This window comes from Sporosarcina sp. G11-34 (assembly GCF_026931025.1).
Genome location: NZ_JAHNZW010000002.1, coordinates 153,307 through 172,035, shown reverse-complemented (window position 1 = coordinate 172,035; position 18,729 = coordinate 153,307). Strand labels below are relative to the sequence as shown.

General features: G+C 41.3%; 15 protein-coding genes. 3 read left to right on the top strand and 12 right to left on the bottom strand.

All coding sequences use genetic code 11. The features are described from left to right. Window positions 1–39: 39 nt before the first annotated feature. Window positions 40–492, bottom strand: coding sequence for a threonine/serine exporter family protein (locus tag KSU66_RS02900; protein ID WP_269049916.1), 453 nt, complete (start codon window positions 490–492; stop codon window positions 40–42). A gap of 62 nt (window positions 493–554) precedes the next feature. Next, window positions 555–1,280 carry a threonine/serine exporter family protein gene (locus KSU66_RS02895; protein WP_269050161.1) on the bottom strand — a complete coding sequence of 242 codons (726 nt, stop codon included), beginning with the start codon at window positions 1,278–1,280 and terminating at the stop codon, window positions 555–557. 252 nt (window positions 1,281–1,532) lie between these two features. Here KSU66_RS02895 and KSU66_RS02890 point away from each other — a divergent pair, with 252 nt between their 5' ends. Both KSU66_RS02890 and KSU66_RS02885 read left to right on the top strand, forming a co-directional pair. After that, on the top strand, window positions 1,533–3,017 hold the full coding sequence (locus KSU66_RS02890; RefSeq protein ID WP_443028928.1) for a DASS family sodium-coupled anion symporter: 1,485 nt from the start codon (window positions 1,533–1,535) through the stop codon (window positions 3,015–3,017). Between the two features lie 93 nt (window positions 3,018–3,110). Continuing rightward, the gene (locus tag KSU66_RS02885) at window positions 3,111–3,992 is read left to right on the top strand and encodes an SDR family oxidoreductase (RefSeq protein ID WP_269049915.1); all 882 of its coding nucleotides are present in this window, start codon (window positions 3,111–3,113) and stop codon (window positions 3,990–3,992) included. Between the two features lie 41 nt (window positions 3,993–4,033). Here KSU66_RS02885 and pcp read toward each other — a convergent pair whose 3' ends face one another. The 8 genes from pcp to KSU66_RS02845 form a co-directional block, all read right to left on the bottom strand. Further along, window positions 4,034–4,633, bottom strand: a complete 600-nt coding sequence (gene pcp, locus KSU66_RS02880; RefSeq protein WP_269049914.1) for a pyroglutamyl-peptidase I — start codon at window positions 4,631–4,633, stop codon at window positions 4,034–4,036. A gap of 71 nt (window positions 4,634–4,704) precedes the next feature. Beyond that, the gene (locus KSU66_RS02875) at window positions 4,705–6,942 is read right to left on the bottom strand and encodes a YhgE/Pip domain-containing protein (RefSeq protein WP_269049913.1); all 2,238 of its coding nucleotides are present in this window, start codon (window positions 6,940–6,942) and stop codon (window positions 4,705–4,707) included. A 69-nt stretch (window positions 6,943–7,011) separates the two neighbouring features. Then, the gene (locus KSU66_RS02870; RefSeq protein WP_269049912.1) at window positions 7,012–7,581 is read right to left on the bottom strand and encodes a TetR/AcrR family transcriptional regulator; all 570 of its coding nucleotides are present in this window, start codon (window positions 7,579–7,581) and stop codon (window positions 7,012–7,014) included. A gap of 255 nt (window positions 7,582–7,836) precedes the next feature. Continuing rightward, the gene (locus KSU66_RS02865; RefSeq protein ID WP_269049911.1) at window positions 7,837–8,535 is read right to left on the bottom strand and encodes an AIM24 family protein; all 699 of its coding nucleotides are present in this window, start codon (window positions 8,533–8,535) and stop codon (window positions 7,837–7,839) included. Between the two features lie 79 nt (window positions 8,536–8,614). After that, the gene (locus tag KSU66_RS02860; protein ID WP_269049910.1) at window positions 8,615–9,766 is read right to left on the bottom strand and encodes a saccharopine dehydrogenase family protein; all 1,152 of its coding nucleotides are present in this window, start codon (window positions 9,764–9,766) and stop codon (window positions 8,615–8,617) included. A gap of 24 nt (window positions 9,767–9,790) precedes the next feature. Further along, window positions 9,791–11,269: an aldehyde dehydrogenase family protein gene (locus KSU66_RS02855; protein ID WP_269049909.1), complete on the bottom strand. Its 1,479-nt coding sequence runs from the start codon at window positions 11,267–11,269 to the stop codon at window positions 9,791–9,793. A gap of 163 nt (window positions 11,270–11,432) precedes the next feature. Further along, on the bottom strand, window positions 11,433–12,560 hold the full coding sequence (locus KSU66_RS02850) for an SEC-C metal-binding domain-containing protein (RefSeq protein WP_269049908.1): 1,128 nt from the start codon (window positions 12,558–12,560) through the stop codon (window positions 11,433–11,435). Window positions 12,561–12,705: 145 nt separating this feature from the next. Then, on the bottom strand, window positions 12,706–14,187 hold the full coding sequence (locus tag KSU66_RS02845; RefSeq protein WP_269049907.1) for a DHA2 family efflux MFS transporter permease subunit: 1,482 nt from the start codon (window positions 14,185–14,187) through the stop codon (window positions 12,706–12,708). A gap of 179 nt (window positions 14,188–14,366) precedes the next feature. On the opposite strand from KSU66_RS02845, the gene KSU66_RS02840 reads away from it, so the two are divergent. Then, complete coding sequence (locus KSU66_RS02840) at window positions 14,367–15,257, top strand: TetR/AcrR family transcriptional regulator (RefSeq protein WP_269049906.1); 891 nt, start codon at window positions 14,367–14,369, stop codon at window positions 15,255–15,257. 42 nt (window positions 15,258–15,299) lie between these two features. Here KSU66_RS02840 and KSU66_RS02835 read toward each other — a convergent pair whose 3' ends face one another. Beyond that, a complete protein-coding gene (locus tag KSU66_RS02835; protein WP_269049905.1) occupies window positions 15,300–17,123 on the bottom strand; it encodes a tetratricopeptide repeat protein in 1,824 nt (607 codons plus the stop codon). A 125-nt stretch (window positions 17,124–17,248) separates the two neighbouring features. Continuing rightward, window positions 17,249–18,589 carry a sodium/glutamate symporter gene (locus tag KSU66_RS02830; protein WP_269049904.1) on the bottom strand — a complete coding sequence of 447 codons (1,341 nt, stop codon included), beginning with the start codon at window positions 18,587–18,589 and terminating at the stop codon, window positions 17,249–17,251. Window positions 18,590–18,729 lie beyond the last annotated feature (140 nt).

The window sequence follows — 18,729 nt, the reverse complement described above, 5'->3', positions numbered from 1 at the left end:
AAAACGGTGTGCCTTTATCATGGGGCACGCCGTTATTTATTAAGTAAGCTGTTTCTTACGTCTTGTGTTTGTTCGAAAGATAATTTGAGTAATGACTTCAGCGAACACAAGCCCCATTGCGATTGCTCCCGACACCATAAACGCCCCCGAAGCAAACGAAATAGCCGTCAGATAATCTTTTTCCACAATATGACGCATCGCATTGTAAGCCATACCGCCTGGTACAAGTGGAATAATTCCTGCAACGCTAAAAATAATCATCGGTGTCCGAAAGTACTTTGCAAAAATTTGTGCTACAAAAGATACTGTGAATGCTCCGAGAAACGACGCTTTTACTGGATCACCGGTAAATCCATTGCAAACTGAGTAAATAAGCCAGCCAGTCATTCCAGCAAAACCGCAGTAAAAAAGCATTTTACGTGGTGCGTTAAAAATAATCCCGAATGCTGTTGCCGCAAGAAAACTAAGTACTGCCTGCACAACCCATGTCAATTCCCCACCCCAATTCCTATAAATTACGCTTTTTCAAAATCGGTGGCATCCTTTGAATGAAGTTAAAATGACAAAACAAGCGCCACGCCTACACCAATTGCAAACGCGGTAAGAAATGCTTCCGCACCTTTAGATACCCCCGACATAAAATGCCCAGCCATTAAATCACGCACTGCATTTGTAATAAGAAGCCCAGGAACAAGTGGCATAACCGAACCGATAATAATTTTGTCTAGATTTGTACCACCCCCAAGCTTTATGGCACCAAATGCAATGAGCCCAACAAACAAAGAAGCCATGAATTCCGCGAAAAACTTTACTTTCGTTAAATCGTGAATAAGTAAAACTACTATGAAACCAACTCCTCCAGCACAAAGCGCCGCGGGAATATCCGTCCAAAGACCTTCGTATAATATAAGAAAACAAGCACTTGCAATCGCCGCCGCAATAATTTGAAGCCAAACCGGAAACATGACATTCGACTTTTCAATTTCTTGGAGCTTTGTATATGCCTCTTCAAGTGTATACTCGGCTGCTGTTAGTTTTCTCGAAACAGCATTTACAAGTGCTACTTTTTCAAGATCCGTCGTGCGCTCCTTAATGCGAATCAATTTAGTTGGGTGATAACTACCCGGTGAAAAAATAATTCCCGTGGGAGTTACAAAACTTTGCGGCGCCGGTAATTCTTGTGTTTCCGCCATGCGCACCATTGTATCTTCCACCCTGTACGTCTCCGCCCCTGCTTCCATCATCAGACGCCCCGCAAGAAGACAGCAATCGATTGCCATTCCTTTGTCAATCGGATCCAAATTCCTCTCACCCCTTGATAGTCCTTTTGCATAATCTTAACGAAGCCGAATCGAAAAGACAATAAGTACTTTCCAAAGAGTAAATTACCTAGTGCCATTGGGTAGTTTCCTTTTAGTTTTCTTAATCAAGTTTCATCGCATGTATTTGTGGAAATGTTTCATACTACATAGATGTTGGGTATTTATAATGAATGAGAACCTTTTCGATGAAAAAGAAAGGATTGATTTATTTTGGAAACTGCTGAAACTATTGCGAGACCAAAACGGAATTTAAAACCGTATTGGATTACACTTGCATTTATCGTCTTAGTCGTCATCCTTCTTCTTCCTAATCCAACCGACTTGCCTGTAATGGGACAACGCGCACTTGCCATTTTGGCGTTCGCGGTTGTTCTTTGGATGACAGAAGCAGTATCCTATCCAGTAAGTTCCGCAATGATTATCGGCCTCGTCGCTATTTTACTTGGACTTGCACCAGACATGGCAAATCCGGACGTTTTGCTTGGAACAAAAGCTGCACTAAAACTGGCGCTTGGCGGATTCTCAAACTCGGCTGTTGCACTTGTTGCCGCTGCCCTATTTCTTGCCGCAGCGATGCAAGCAACAAACCTACACAAACGACTCGCCTTATTTATTTTATCGAAAGTTGGCGTAAAGACTGGTGCAATTGTTTTCGGTGCCATTATTGTATCGATTGTACTTGCTTTCTTTGTGCCAAGTGCGACAGCACGTGCCGGCGCTGTTGTTCCGATTCTTCTTGGAATGGTTGCGGCATTTGGATTACCTCATAATAGTCGACTTGGGGCCCTTCTCGTTATTACTGCTGTCCAGTCCGTCTCTATCTGGAATATAGGAATTAAAACCGGTGCTGCTCAAAACATGGTCGCAATTGGTTTCATCGAAAATGAATTCGGTGAATCTGTCTCATGGGGAGCTTGGTTCTTGTACGCGGCCCCATGGTCAATCATTATGTCTGTCGTTCTGTACTTTGTCATGACCCGATTAATTAAGCCTGAAACACAAGTTGTTGAAGGTGGGAAAGAATTAATTCAAGGTCAATTAAAAGAACTCGGTCCGATGAAGTCATCAGAAAAAAGGCTAATCATTGTTGCCATCACCCTTCTTCTATTCTGGTCTACCGAAGAAATACTTCACCCATTTGACACGACGACTGTCACTCTAATTGCTATAACCATTCTCCTCGCACCCAAAATTGGTGTCTTTGACTGGAAAACCGTCGAAAAACTTATTCCTTGGGGGACGATTATCGTCTTCGCGGTCGGTATTGCACTTGGGACAATTCTTTTGGATACACAAGGTGCCCAGTGGTTGTCCAATAAAGTATTCGGTGCCATGGGCCTTGAAAACATGCCAATACTCGCAACGATTGCCTTGCTGTCGTTATTTAATATTCTCATTCACTTGGGGTTTGCAAGCGCAACAAGCTTATCTTCGGCACTTATACCGATTTTCATTGCGCTTACAACAACAATTTCCTTGGACGTGAACGATGTCGGATTTGTATTGATTCAACAATTTGTTATTAGTTTTGGTTTCCTACTTCCAATTAGTGCGCCGCAGAACATGCTTGCTTATGGTACCGGTTCATTTACTGTAAAAGATTTCATAAAATCCGGCGTCCCGCTTACAATAATCGGTTACTTACTCATTCTTCTTATGAGTGCAACGTATTGGAAATGGATTGGATTATTATAATCAAAAAACAAAGTTGTGAGACATTGATAGGGTTATTGGAACCGATTTAGGGAATAATTCCTTTAGAAGACAATTTGTTTAGGAGGAGTTATTTTGACGAAAGATAAGTATCAAAAAGCCGATGAACAAGTTGATGGACAGACTCAGAATAAACAACCAGGCGTAGAAGCCAAGATGGATCCTGCCCCCATTTATGACGATGTGAATTATATTGGTTCTGGGAAATTAAAAGGGAAAAGCGCTTTAATTACCGGAGGAGATAGCGGAATTGGACGTGCTGTCGCAGTTGCATTTGCGAAAGAAGGGGCAAATGTTACGATTGTCTATTTGGATGAACAAGAGGATATCGATGCGGATAAAACTGTGGGGCTCATTGAAAACTATGGCGGAAAAGCGTTGAAAATTCGACTTGACATTAGTGAGGAAGAAAACTGTGAAAAATTAATCAATGAAGTCATTCAAGAATTTGGGAGTTTACACATTCTTGTGAATAACGCCGGCAAACAGTTTCCACAAAACAACATCGCTAATATTTCGGGAGATCAACTGCGGGAAACGTTTGAAACGAACTTTTTCGGTCTCTTCCACTTAACAAAGGCCGCATTGAATCATATGACGGACGGCGACGCTATCATCAATACATCATCAATCACTGCATATAACGGTTCGGCAGATTTACTTGATTATTCAGCCACCAAAGGAGCAATCACTTCTTTTACGCGTTCACTCGCCCTAAACTTGGTGGAAAAAGGGATAAGAGTCAATGCTGTCGCTCCCGGACCAATATGGACACCGCTTATTCCAGCATCATTCGACGCTCAGAAAGTTGCACAACATGGGGCCGACACTCCGGTGAAACGCCGCGGTCAGCCTGCTGAAAATGCGCCTGCTTATGTGTTTTTAGCTTCCAGTGATTCGAGTTATATGACAGGACAAACGATTCATGTCGATGGTGGTGATTTCGTAAGTTCTTGAATCATGCCTCTTTGGATTTTTTTCCAAAGAGGCTTTTTGTATTAAATTACTTTAATACAGGTGACGACACCCTTTTTCAAATCTTCATGGGACCAACTTGGAATGCTTCCATGCAAAATGGCTAATTCATGGGATGCGGGAATGTGAAGAAAGCCCGCTAACATGTTCGGACGTTGTTGGTTTGCATAATGAAGCGCACGGTACATGACATGGTTGCACAAATACGCTCCCGCGGTATTTGAAACTTCCGCCGGTAGTCCTACTTCCTTTAAAACATTTACCATTTCTCGTACTGGAAGTGTAGTAAAATAACCGTCTGCCCCACCTTCTATAATCGGCTCATCGACTGGTACATTCCCACTGTTATCGGCAGCACCATCGCTTACGTTTATGGCAATACGTTCGGGCGTTAGTTTAGCGCGACCACCTGCAAGTCCAAGCGAAATAACTGCGTCGGGTTCGTGTGCATGGATATGTTCCATCAACAGATCCCCAGATTTATTAAAATCGACCGGCAACACTTCACTATATATTTTGTATTGACCGATTTCCAAGCCATGTAATTCCTCTACGATTTGCATCGTCGGGTTTACTGGATAATTCAAGAATGGTTCAAACCCTGTGAGTAGTAATTTTTTCAATGGACACACTTCCTTTTTGTTTCATTATAAACGAAAAAATCCCCAGCCGCTATCGGCTGGGGATTTCCTATTTAAGCTTCTGCTACTTCCATAGAGTGTTTTCTTTTGTAAAGAAGTGCAAAGTAGCCGAATGTAATGGCTAAAAACACAAGCATGAAACCGATGAGTATTCCATTGTTCGTCCAAAGCGAAGATAGACTTCCCGTTGAAATAGCTGCTTTAAATGCATTGACTGAATACGTCATTGGTAATAATGTGTTAAAGATTTGTAGGGGCGCTGGTATTAATTCGAGCGGGAATGTGCCCGCACTTGTCGTCAATTGTAAAATCAAAATAAGGATCGCGACGAACCGGCCTGCATCACTTAAAATTGAAACGAGCATTTGAACGAGTGCAATGAATGTGTAACTCGTAATAATTGCCGTTAATATAAACAACGGTGTATTCGTTGTTTCCATCCCAAGAGCGTATTTAACGATTCCTACTGCAATGAGCGCCTGTAAGAGGCCGACAATTGCGAGCACGGACACTTTACTGAAGAACCATCTGAACGCACCTGTAGGATTGATGGAAGGTTCAACGAGTGGGAATACGATTGACAACAGTAGTGCTCCCACAAATAATCCAAGCGATAAGAAATACGGTGCAAATCCAGTTCCATAGTTCGGCACATGATTGATGCCGTCTTGTTCAACCTCTACTGGTGACGCAGCCATTTCATATGTCTTCTCGGTCGCATTCACTTCACTCGCTGTTTCATTTGCTTCCGCTAATTTTTCTCGAAGCGTTGTAACACCTTCATCGAGCTCGATTGCTCCGTCAACAAGTGTACTTGACCCATCGACAAGTTCTTTCGATTTCGATGCGAGTGTGCTCGTTCCTGTTTGTAACGTGCTACTTCCTTCTGTTAATGAAGCAAGTCCCGACGCCAAATCCGATGAACCTTTCTGTGCCGTTCCTACCCCTTCGGACAGTTTCGTTAAACCAGACGCCAGCGCCCCATTACCAGTGGCCAATGAAGCCGCCCCTTCTTGTAACGTTGCAGACGATTCATTTAACTTTTGTACTCCGGCAAGTGCTTGGCCATGCGCTTCGGCAAGTTGGCTTGCAGCACCATTCAATTCAGAAGCCCCTTTTGATAAAGCTGCTGTACCTCCTGATAATCCTTGCATCCCTTCTGATAGTTCAGCGCTTCCTTGCGTTAACTGTGCGAGTGCAGCAAGAAATACGTCCTGTTTTTCAGCCGACAGTACAGCAAGAACTGCTTGCTTTTGTTTAGCTGGGAGTCCAGCAAGAATTGAATCTAATTGTTTACTCAGCTCAGTAAGGCCTGCATTTAAGTCGGCAGCTCCTTTTGCTAGTTGAACTGTTGCACCATTGAGCTCGGAGGACCTTTCACTTAGTGTTCCTACCGCTTTGTTAAATTCTGTTTCTTTTTTAGCAATTTCGTTGTAACTTCCAGCCAATGTACCAACACCGGCTGTGTAATCTGTAATCCCTTTTTTCAAATCTCCCGCACCAGCCGACCCTGCATTTGCGCCTGTTACAAGTTCAGCAGTACCTTCAGATAATGCCCCGAGTCCATTATTTAACTCGCGGGCACCGCTAGCCGCCTCTCCAGCACCTCTTGCTAACTTGTCCGTACCGTCGGCGAGAGTCACCGTACTTCCGGCTAACGTTTTAAGGTATCCTTTTAATTCATCTGCACCTTTTGCAATCTTAGCAGATCCTTCCTGGAGCTCTTCTGCTCCATCTGCCGCTTCACCGAATCCATCACCCAATTCACTAATCGAATCAAATAGTTTTTCCGCATACGTGGAAGCAACTTTTTCGTTCACTTCTGCACGAATCCGGTCCATCGCCGTTTCACCGATTTGGGCGGATAAGAAGTTGAATCCTTCGTTCGGTTTATAAACAATTGTTAACTTTTCAGGCGTATCGTCTAAAAGCGTCGTTGCGTGTTCCGAAAAGTTCTCTGGAATTTCAATTACCACATAGTAATCTTGGTCTTCCAACCCTTTTTCTGCGCCCTCTTTAGACACTTCTGTAAACTTAAATGTCTGATCTTCCATAAGTGTATTCGTTAATTCTTTACCGAGCCGTAGTTCTTTCCCATCCATTTCGGCACCTTCGTCGAGATTAACGATCGCAACTGGCAAGTCATTCATATTTGCATATGGGTCCCAAAACGCCCATAAGAACATTCCCGCATATAATACCGGAATAAACAAAATCGCAATCATCGGGACAAGCATTTTACGTGAGCGCAGTAGTAGTTTCCACTCTGCCCAAGTCATTGTTTTTTTCATATTTATACTTCCTCCTGTACTGGTTGACCAATTTCCTCAATTGGTCGTTTGAAGATAAAAAAAGAAGTCTCAGATTATAAGACTTTTAAAAATCGTTCCGCTTAGTAATGCTGCAATACGCTCTTCATCGAGTTCTTCATCATGGCTTTTTCCCCAATCGGCAACTAACGCAAGATACGCTTTGAATAGGAGATAGGCGACAAGCTTTATATCACAATCAATAATTTCTCCTTTTTCTATTGCCAACTGGATTTTTTCCTCAACGTAAGAAAGAATCTCCTCTTCAATTGTTGCAAGTACTTCTTTTACTGCAGGTGTGCGCAATTCTTTTTCTTCCTGAATCAATTTCGCAAATAACTCATGTGTCTTACGGAAGTTAAGCATTTTCATAAGTGCGCGATGTGAATTTTCTTCGAATGAATCTTCTTTTATAAGAACAGCGTCCGCTTCAGCACGCATCTCTTTGATCATCTTTAGAACAATGGCTTGAAACAACTCTTCTTTATTCGCAAAAAAAGTATAAATCGTTCCTTTTCCAACGTTTGCGATTTTTGCAACTTGGTCCATCGTCGTCGCTTTATAACCAAAAAGGGAAAATGATTTCGCCGCTGCTTCCAAAATCTCTTGTCTACGATTCAAATTTACACCTCCACTTTAATCTAGTTTATTTTAATGACTTTAAATCACGTTTGGTCACATGGTCATTATATTACGATAAAAACAAAACAAATGCAAGTCTTTTCTTTCGTGAAACAGTCATTAATCATTTCCGGCTAACGAAGAATGTGTCCACCCATTCGTGCTAGGTGTGCAACGTAAACGAACAAGCGTCCAACCATTCGCAAAGAAAACCTCCTAAAGTAAATCTCGCTTTAGGAGGTTTTCAATTACTTATTAAGAAGATGGATTTCCAGTCGTTATGCCTTCTTCAAAAGGTTGGACGATGACAAATCCTTCACCGGAAAACTCCATTTGGATGGACTCTCCGCTACCACGGCCTAAAAACGTTCGGAAACTAATATCCGTTCGGAATTCTGGATTCAAATGGCCCGACCACGCAACTGTCGCATTTGGATCTGTAATTACAGGTTCGCCGGGACGCACAAGTAGTGTTAACGGTTCGTAATGGGAAGTAATTGCTACTTTCCCTGTACCTTGTAAATTCACATTGAACAAACCACCTGAAACCATGCCCGCCATTTTCCTCATCAGTTGAATATCCCATTCAATACTTGGTTCAAACGCGAGTAGGTCATTTCCATTCACCGTTATCGATTCATTATTCAAATCAAAAATTGTAATCTTTTTTCCTTGATCAGCCAAATAAAGTCGCCCGTTTCCTTGGGCTTTCATTAGCGAAGTTCCTTCACCTGTGAGCGCTTTTTTGAACATTTGACCGACGCCATGCTCCAACATTCTTTCCCGCTCGAACTTTATTTGCCCAGTATACGAAATCATCGAACCCGTCTTTGCCCAAACCAAATCATTTAAGTTCACTTCTAAAATTCGCGGCGTTTCTAATTCAAAATACTCATTTTCCATCTCATCTTGTTTCGTCGCTTTGATGAACTGTTCAATCGTATATTTACTCATTAATTAAACTCCTCCCCTAAATACCTTATGTCTTTCTTTACGTATTTATGGAGAAAAAGTTTCACTTCCTGAACACGTTCTAGAACTTTACGGTTTCTTCAATTACAACACCGCGTTTTTTCATTTCTTCAATGTACTGTTCTCCCGGTACAATCTTTTCCGGTGGATGTACACCCCGTTTTGAAATAACGCCGGTACCAATCATTTGGGCAACAATCGACATCGTATTCGCCGTTGCACGGGCCATTGCTGTCTCATTAACCTTTACATCTTTTTCCGTTACTAATTCATACTGGTATACTTTCGCGGCCCCATCTTTTTCCCCGCTTACAATGACACGAAGAAGGACCGCATCTGATTTTTTTCCAAGTTTAAGTAGTGGAGATAAATGTTCTCGCATCACATCACGTACTTTTACCGTCTTTCCGTCAATTGTCACTTCGTTATTACGTGCCAATAACCCAAGATCCACAAGCAATTGGAATTTTTCCGCATGCCCTTTATAACGAATTGTTTTATACTCCAACGTCTCAACCGCCGGGAACGACTTCGTCAGTGTAGACGTGCCCCCCGATGTATGAAATGCTTCAAGTTCACCGTATTTTTGAAAATGAATAATTTCAATTTCAGATAAAGAAGGGATTTCTTTCAGCACACCGCCTCGGATTACATGCGAAGGATCCGTATAATGATCAAAGACCCCTTCAAGTGAGAACACCACGTTATAATTCAGAGGCGGTTCTGGATTTACTGGAATTCCCCCAACATATAATTTAACGGAATTTACGCTATCCAGCTTGCCAGCACCGTATCCTGTCAAAATGTTTATCATTCCGGGTGCCACCCCTAAATCCGGAATAATTGTTACACCTTTCGCCGCGGCTTTTTCTGCCAAAGTAAGCACAGCTTCCGTCGCGCCGCCAATATGACCGCCTAAATCGATAGAGTGTACCCCAATATCTACCGCGGTTCGCGCAACTTTTTCATTAAATGTATAAAATAACGCATTGACGACGACATCCCCTAATGCCATCACATCGCGCAATTGTTTGTCGTTTGTAGCATCTAACTGAAGGATATCAAGTTTCTTGGACATCAATTTCTTCGCAAAATCTACTGCTCCCAGTACATTTAGATCCGCTAAGTATACTTTTTGAACATCATCGCTTTTCACCAAATCACGCGCTGTCTCTTTTCCCATTAATCCTGCCCCAAGAACAACAACTTTCATCCCTTCATCCCCTTACCTGTTAAATTAATCTACATCAATTTGTGCGCGCTGTAACTTCCCACTGAAATCAATATAAATGCTTTTCCATTCAGTAAACACATCGAGTGCAGCCACTCCCGAATCCCGATGACCGTTGCCCGTTCCTTTTGTACCACCAAATGGTAAGTGAATTTCAGCACCCGTCGTCCCCGCATTTACATAAACAATTCCTGTATCGAGATCGCGTTGTGCTTGAAACACCTTGTTCACATCGCGTGAGAAAATCGAACTCGACAATCCGTAAACAACACTGTTATTCACTTCAATTGCTTCTTCCATACTGGCTACTTCAATTAGTGACACAACTGGTCCGAAAATTTCTTCTTGTGCAATACGACTATTCCACTTCACATCTGTAAAAATTGTCGGTTCATAGTAATGACCTTTTGCGAATTCACCCTCGGCCAACACATTTCCACCTGCAAGAAGTGTCGCCCCTTCACTTTTTCCAATCTCAACATAACGTTGAATTTTTTCGAGTGCTTTTTGATTAATGACGGGTCCCACTTTCACAGTTTCATCAAGTCCATCGCCAATCGTCAACGCTTCCATCGCTGTAAGCAGTTTCTCTTCAAGTTCCTTCTTTACATCTTTATGCACGATCACTCGGCTACATGCGGTACAACGTTGGCCGGCGGTTCCGAACGCACTCCAAAGAATGCCTTCAACTGCAAGATCAATGTCTGCATCTTCCAAAACGATCACTGCGTTTTTACCACCCATTTCAAGTGATACTTTTTTCAAGTGACGTCCACCCGTTTCTGCAACATGGCGACCCGTTTCTGTCGATCCAGTAAATGAAATAACCCGCACGTCCGGATGTTCAATCATTGCTGTTCCAACTTCTGTTCCTGAACCAAATACAATGTTAGCAACACCTTCTGGCAGACCAACCTCTTCAAATATAAGTGCCATTTCATAAGCCATCATCGGTGTCTCCGTCGCTGGTTTCCAAACAAATGTATTGCCCGCAACGATGGCCGGAAATGACTTCCACGTCGCAATCGCTACTGGAAAATTCCACGGCGTAATCAGTCCAACAACGCCAATAGGTGCCCGTACACTCATCGCAAACTTATCTTGTAGCTCAGACGGAACCGTTTCGCCAAATAGGCGCCTTCCTTCCCCCGCCATATAAAAAGCCATATCAATGCCTTCTTGAACTTCTCCACGCGCTTCCTCGATGACTTTACCCATTTCTTTCGTCAATACTTGTGCTAAATGCTCTTTCTTCTTTTTCATTAAATAGCCAATTTCATATAAGAAATCTGCACGTTTTGGTGCGGGTACGAGTGCCCATTTTTTCTGAGCCTCTTTCGCAGCTTTTACCGCCAGATTAACATCTTCTTTAGTCGATAATTTCACTTGTGCTAATTCTTTCCCATTTGCTGGATTCATGACAGCTGTAAAGTTCGCTTCTTCAGATTCTTGCCACGAACCTCCAATGTAGTTGTTCAATTTCATAGCTACATACCCCTTTTCAACCTCATTTTTGAAAACGCTTTCTCTAATAATTATTTCGACATATCTTACGAAAACCCTTCATCCCACGGAAAAATAGACCCTTAGACATTCCTAAGGGTCTTACAAATGAATTTAATTTTAACTTTATTATGCGAATTCATGATTAAGAAAGAACGGCTTCTTGATTGGCCTCACTAGACATTTGGAGTACAAATTCTTGTATCTTGTCAGCGTGATTTTTTACTGAACTTGTTGACACGTCGAACTGTTTTGCAATTTCAGCGTTTGTCATCTCAAATGCTACCATATCAAGTTCCACTGCCACGGTAAGTACAGCCGCGGAAAGAATGCTCGGTTTTCGGAAATTCGGCTGGGTTTTCAAAAAGTACATTTCACCAATATTTATTAGTTGTTCTTTTGATTTTGTATTTGCGCCTAATTCTTCTAACTTTTCTTCAAGTATTGTAATTGCTTCTTGTTGATTTTTAGTCAAACTTTCATCCAATAACTCTTCTGTGGATGCTTTTTCTTCGACAAGTATTGATGCTGTTTCTTGTTGATTTTCCGCCAATCTTTCATCAATCAGTTCTTCTATTTCTGCAGAGGCTTTTTCTTCGCCAAGCAGAATTCTGTAAACGTCCGCCATATGCTCTTTATAAAAGTCATTTGTATTTTCAAATCCGCTTGACTTAGCCAGCGCGCTTACTTCACTGCGGAAAGACCCGTTCCCGTCTTTAACAAACATAAGTGTAGAAATCACATACACACCATTTGGATGGTTGCGAGGATCAGCCAAGACAACACCAAAAACAGTAAAGTCTTTTTCCACAGTCATTCCATTTTCATGCGTTAAAAAGTAGGTTTTGTCTCCCAATATTTCTTGAACTTCAACAAATCCATTTTCAACACTTGTTACATTTCCAAACAAAACGATTGGTGACTGCCACATTTCAACGATAGAACGCGTCGTAGTTCGGACTGGCGTATTTAACGTACGCACTAAATGACTCGTCCACAACTGTTCTTTCATCACGAACAAGAAGTATTCACTTACGACTCTTTGAATACTTTTATTATCCCATAGGTTTCCTAATTTACCTACCCAGTGTCTTCTATGACTATTGAATGCGGCAAGATCTGCCGGATCCAATGCATTTTCATAAACACCTAGTAAAATACGATTTAGTTCATCGCTTACTAGTTCCTCTATAGGAACTTCACTTTTTCCAGCACAACATCTTTTATATTTCTTCCCGCTTCCACACGGACATGGGTTATTTCGTCCAACCATATAAATCACTCCTAGTACTACACATCTTCCTATTATAGCAGAATTAGAAAAACTCCGCATCAGTAGCTAATTATAACTGATACGGAGCTTGATATTTAAATAGAAACACTTTAGTTCAACTTATATAGTTAGTTAGTAAGTTTGCTTACTCTTCTGTACTTTTCGGTGGTGTCACCCGTTGAATAAATAGTGCCAAAAACAAAGCGACGGCTGCAACAATTGTAGATACGAAGAAAGAAAAGTTAATACCGTCAAGCATTGCAGTGGACTCGATTTGCTGTTTTAATTGCGCGAGTCCTTCTACACTCGTCGGCACCGTCCCGGATGTTTTCGCTTCGGCAAACTGACTTGCACCAGAAGTTTCCATTCTTTTCGTCATAATCGTTAAAAGGACTGCAGAACCAATTGCCCCGGAAACTTGCTGCAACGTACTATTCATAGCCGTTCCATGTGGATTTGATTTCATCGGCAACTGATTCAGTCCGTTCGTCATAACAGGCATCATAACCATTGAAATCCCTAACATACGAATTGTATAAAGGAACATTATATAATAATAACCCGATTCCATATTAAGCCTACCTAAGTAAAACGTTGTAATAACCGTAAGAAGGAGCCCTATAATCGCCATTGCACGCGCCCCGTATTTATCGAACAGCTTGCCTGTTACTGGCGACATAATGCCCATGACAATCGCTCCTGGTAACATAAGAATTCCAGCATCGAACGGTGAAATACCACGTACACTTTGCACATAGAGCGGCGTAAGAATCATCGCTGAAAACATTGCGACAGATAACACGATGGAAATGGCCGATGACAAAGCAAACATTGGATGCTTGTAAATTTTAAAGTCTAACATTGGCTCTTCCATGCGTAGTTGTCGAACAATAAACCAAATGAGTCCGAGTGCACCGATAAGTATCGTTCCGTAGACAATTGGCGAAGTCCACCCCTTATCTCCTGCTGAACTAAACCCGTATAGAAGTCCACCAAAACCGATGCTTGATAAAACAAGTGAAAATAAATCAATTTTCACATCGCGGTTCGGCGTAATATTACGCAATTTAAAAATGGCATAAACAAGTGTAAATATCGCAAATGGCAACACGATAACAAATAGTGCTCTCCATGAATAATGCATAAGTACCCAACCGGAAAGCGTTGGACCAATTGCGGGCGCCGTAAACATAACAAGTCCGAAAAGCCCCATTGCCGTACCTCTTCGCTCAACTGGAAACGCTACAAGCATTACATTCATCAAGAGCGGCATCATCAGTGCCGAACCAGCTGCTTGAATCATTCGCGAAGCAACGAGTACCCAAAAAGATGGTGCTAAGATTGCTAGTAAAGTACCAATCGAGAACAACGTCATTGCTGTAATAAATAATCGACGGTTCGTAAACTTTTGGATGAAAAACGCACTCGCTGGAATCAAGATCCCATTGACGAGCATAAATCCAGTCGTCAACCACTGTACTTCCGAAGGTTTAACGCTAAACTCTTCCATAATTGTCGGCAAAGCAATATTTAATAATGTATTGTTTAGAAATGCAACGAATGCACCTATAAACAAAATTGCCAACATGCCATAAGGCGGTTTTTCATGTAACTTTTTTAAATCCATTTATTTTCCCCCACTCAAACATTAAAGTATAAATACTGTACCACTAGTTCATCACTTTCAATATTTTATACCCTCAGTACAATTATTTCAACTTTTTCATACCATTAATTCATTTTCATTGAGATTAAAGGGTTTAAAGTATAAAGTAAAGGTAGACTATGAGTATAAAGGTGATAAATATGAAGGATAGAAAACAACAAGTTTTATTAACAGCCCAACGCCTTTTTGCGGAAAATGGATTTCCAGGCACATCTATTCAAGACATCTTAGACGAATCCTCTATTTCAAAAGGGACTTTTTATAATTACTTTTCATCCAAAAATGCCTGTCTTATAGAAATTTTAGAGCGGGCGGTAGATGAGTCCACCGTTAGACGCCTTGAATTGCTTATCGGGCAGAGCACCTCAGACAAAAGTATTCTTGCCAAACAAATTTCCGTACGCATGCAAGTGAATCGTGAATATAATTTACTACCCATTTTCGAAGCGGTCTTCCACTCCGGCGATCGTGATTTAAGAGATTTTATTGTAAAGCAACATTTAAAAGAATTAGCTTGGCTAACTGAAAGATTTGTTGATATCTACGGCAAAAATGCTGCCCCTTACGCATCCGATTGCGCGGTCTTAATGTTCGGGATGATGCAACACATATTGCACGTACGGAAGACCGGTTCAAAAAAAGAAGTAAACACATTAGAGCTTGTTCATTTCGTACTACGCAGAATCGACTCGATTATCGCTGAAATGATCGAAACGAAAGATTTCCTTATTGGGGATACAGTCTTCTTCAACCAAGACAAAGACGTTAAGGAATATGAAAATCTGAAAAAGCAGTTGCCCATAAAACTTGATAATTTCCTGAAAGAACTTGACGAAAACTCAAAATCTAAAAGCGAACAATATATCTTATTTTTAATAGATGAACTACAATCTACAGATCCACGTATCTTCTTACTAGAAACGGTAGTTCGCTCATTCCGAGAAACGTTTAGCGGGACACCTTATGAACGATTAGTGAGGGAAATCGCTTCAGATGTTTGGCGATTTGTCGGGTTATTAGAAAGTGAATAGGTATAAAAAAACCATGCGAAAATCGCATGGTCTTTCTTCGTCTTATTTCCCACCACTCAACAACAACCAAATATACCTAGCTTCCCCTTCGCTTCCCGGCTCAATCGATTCGTATCTCGGATAAGAAATCGGCTTTACTTTAAACGTCATTAAATGCATCACATGACTATTTGCTGCCCGTGCCAATTGAAGCATTTCCGCGGCATTCTCCGATTCGCCGGCTGATCCAGCGTGCTCAAGTTGCCAATCAAGATAAAGGTATGTTGCATCTTGACTAGATCCTTTTTCGTATCGTACGAGAATTTGGGCGGCTTCTTCATAACGTTCCGCATGAATTAATGAAGCAACTGCTTCATATCTTGCACCCTGATTATCGACAGGATTCATTTTCAACAAGTCTAGGAACATCGACGACGCCTCATTGTACTCTCCTTGACCGAACAAATAGACACCGTACGCAAAAGCTGCGCGCATAAACGGGCGGTTCGGAATGTTTTGCCATGGTTGCTCACCCACTTCAAATGTACGACTCGCATTTTGAATAGCTTTCTCATACAACTTAACTACTTCTTCTAAATCCTTCTCTATTTCTATCTTTAAAAGGAGTACATCCGAATTTTCTGCGCTGAGTGCAGTTGCATTCTTCGCCAATTTTCGACGCTCTTCTTCTGTTTCAGCAAGATACGCATCAAACGCTAAGAGCTGTGCACGTCCATCCGCAAAGCTTGGTTTTCTTTCGGGTTGCACGACACCACCTGTAGTCATTGACGTTTCCCAAAGTGCTTTTTCTCCCGGCTTTGGATCCGTACCAATATCATATTGTTGCTCTGTTAAAGGTGCATCTCCGCCATCCATCATATCTTCGTATAAAGAAGAAAGTTGATTGATATACGATTGCATCCCTTCTTCTGAAGCACCAAATTGTTGAATCATTTGTTCTTGGCTAAGATCTATCCCCTGAACAGCACCTATTTCTATCCCGCACTTCACAGCCGCCGCTAAATAATCGCCTATTACTGGTACGTCCGGATTTTCATTCAAAAAATAAGCAACGGATAATTTGTGCATAATTTCGCGTCTATCCGATGGCTGTTCTAATTTAAGCAAAACTTCTTCAAGTGCTTTCAGTGCACTTAATTGTGTAGGTTCCAATACTTCCTCTACAAGTTCATTCATAGAGGCCATGCTTCGTTTAATAAGCAGTTCGTATATGTCAAGTATATGGTCATGAATAAATTCTTCTGCCGTTTTATCTACAGCAGTTTTTCTTAATTCAAAAAGTGATTTCTTCGTTTGCTTGCTCCACTTGGCAAGGAAAAGAATTGACGAAACGGGTGCAACTCCATTGCTTACTTTTCTCGAATCCCGTAAGACAACGCCAAATAACAATGTACCAACATCCGTTGGCATTCCTTCGTTTCTTGTCACACGATATTCTTTTTCTCCAAAAAGCTCTCGTACTTTAATATGTCCGGATTCAATATCCGTTATCTCCGCAAGTAGCACGAACGGTTCATCCCATTCTTTTAAAACCGCAATTGCTCCTTCACGTTTTACAACTTCAAGCTGTTTCTTAAGATATGTATGCCACTTCTCTTTATTTTGAATGAATAAATAAAATTCACTCGATGCTTCCTCGATATCTTCTTTGTCCCAACTTCTGGTTAAACGGTTCACCCATGTCCTCATATACTTCTGCATTTCACCACGGTCTGAATCTATAAGATGATTATCAAAATAGCCCATCAACACCCGGTCAAGCTCTTCATTCACAATGATATCAACAAGGTCTGAACCTTTTGAACCACAACATTTCTTATATTTCTTCCCACTTCCACAATGACAAGGATCATTTCTTCTAATCATTTCATCCTCGCACTCCTTCTTTCTCTTAATCATATCAGATAGGTACAAGAACAGCTTTGGCAATTTGATCACCAAAAAAGCCGTAAAAGCATTTTCTGCTTTCACGGCTTTTTATAAAATATTATTTAGTTCTTTTGTGTTCGAACGAGCCACTTATATTTAACAGCCATCAAGTAAATGATGAGTCCGCCGACAAATGTAATGCCAACAAATAAATAGCCTTGTGAATTTAACACTAACAATGGTGCAAACGTTATTAACAAGATTTCAACGGGCGCAATTGGAATATACGCCAATCCGTAGTCGTCGAGCGTCTTACTTTTAGCTTCTGGATCCACAATGCGAAGTAAAGCCATGCCCATCGCAACCGTTCCAGTTGTCCAACCCCACGTAAAGATTCCTTTTTCAAACCAGTACTCCGGGAAAAATCTTTTCGACATAATCGCAAAAAAGATATATGCATAGACAAGCCCAAATACAAACAACATAATTAGTGGTACGGCATAATCCATTACAACAGAAATACTAATTGACGCAATACCAAATGCAACGAGTACATCCGTAGCACTTCCACTTAATCTATTGATAACATCTGTACTCACATATTTTTCCGTATTTGTTGAAGTTAGGATTTTCTTAACGAAAAGTCCAACTAAAAACGCTAAAGAAAATGCTGGAATCGCCACACTTGGAAGCAACATAACACCCAATTTACTTAAGTAATATCCGCCCATAGCGATAATTGAAACAATGGCAATATGGAAAATATACGGATCGATTGAAATCGATGAAACCGTATCCGTAAGAGATTTCTTTCTTGATTCATGCGGAATTAGACCTGTTCGAAGCTCGTCCGGTAATTCATCGAATGATGCTAAGAATGACGTATGGCCTTTAGCCGAACCTCTTTTGATAAACAAAATACCTATAGTGATTGCACTGATGATCCCAACGGTTGCCGAAGTCATCGCAAGATCTCTAGCTTCTTCCCATCCATTTTGTGCAAACGTATCGCCGAGTGCAGCAGCCGTACCATGCCCACCAACAAAACCACCCGCCAAGAGTAAACCAAAGCCGTCATGCAAGTTATCCCAAAAAGGATTAATAAGTACTAAAGCAAACAGTAATCCCGCACCCCACATAAGAAGCATAGCTAGTTGCGAGTACGACCACATGCTTCCCACTCTTGTCTTAATCGCATTCCAGTCAATTCTTGGCGATAGCAAAGGAAGCGTCCCAAAGATAATTGCTATTAAAATCCCTGGATATGTACCAATTTGCCCTGAAAAAGGTAGAATACCAATTCCGTTCGGCCCAAGCAACAACCCAAGAAGTCCCGCAATAATACTTGCTGGTAAAAACAGACGTTGAACGAACTTAACTTTTGCACGGATAATCGTTCCTACAAGTAACAGTAGTGAAATTAAACCGATGTCTGTAAATAAAACCCAAGGTGAAAATTCCATATATATTCTCCTCATCTACTTAGTAATTGTTACCGACTATGATGCGAAATCTTCCTATTATTCAATAAGAAAGGAAGCGTTTTCATAGGTCCATGAAAACAACTTAATTTCATCGACTTTAACAAGATAACATCTTTATC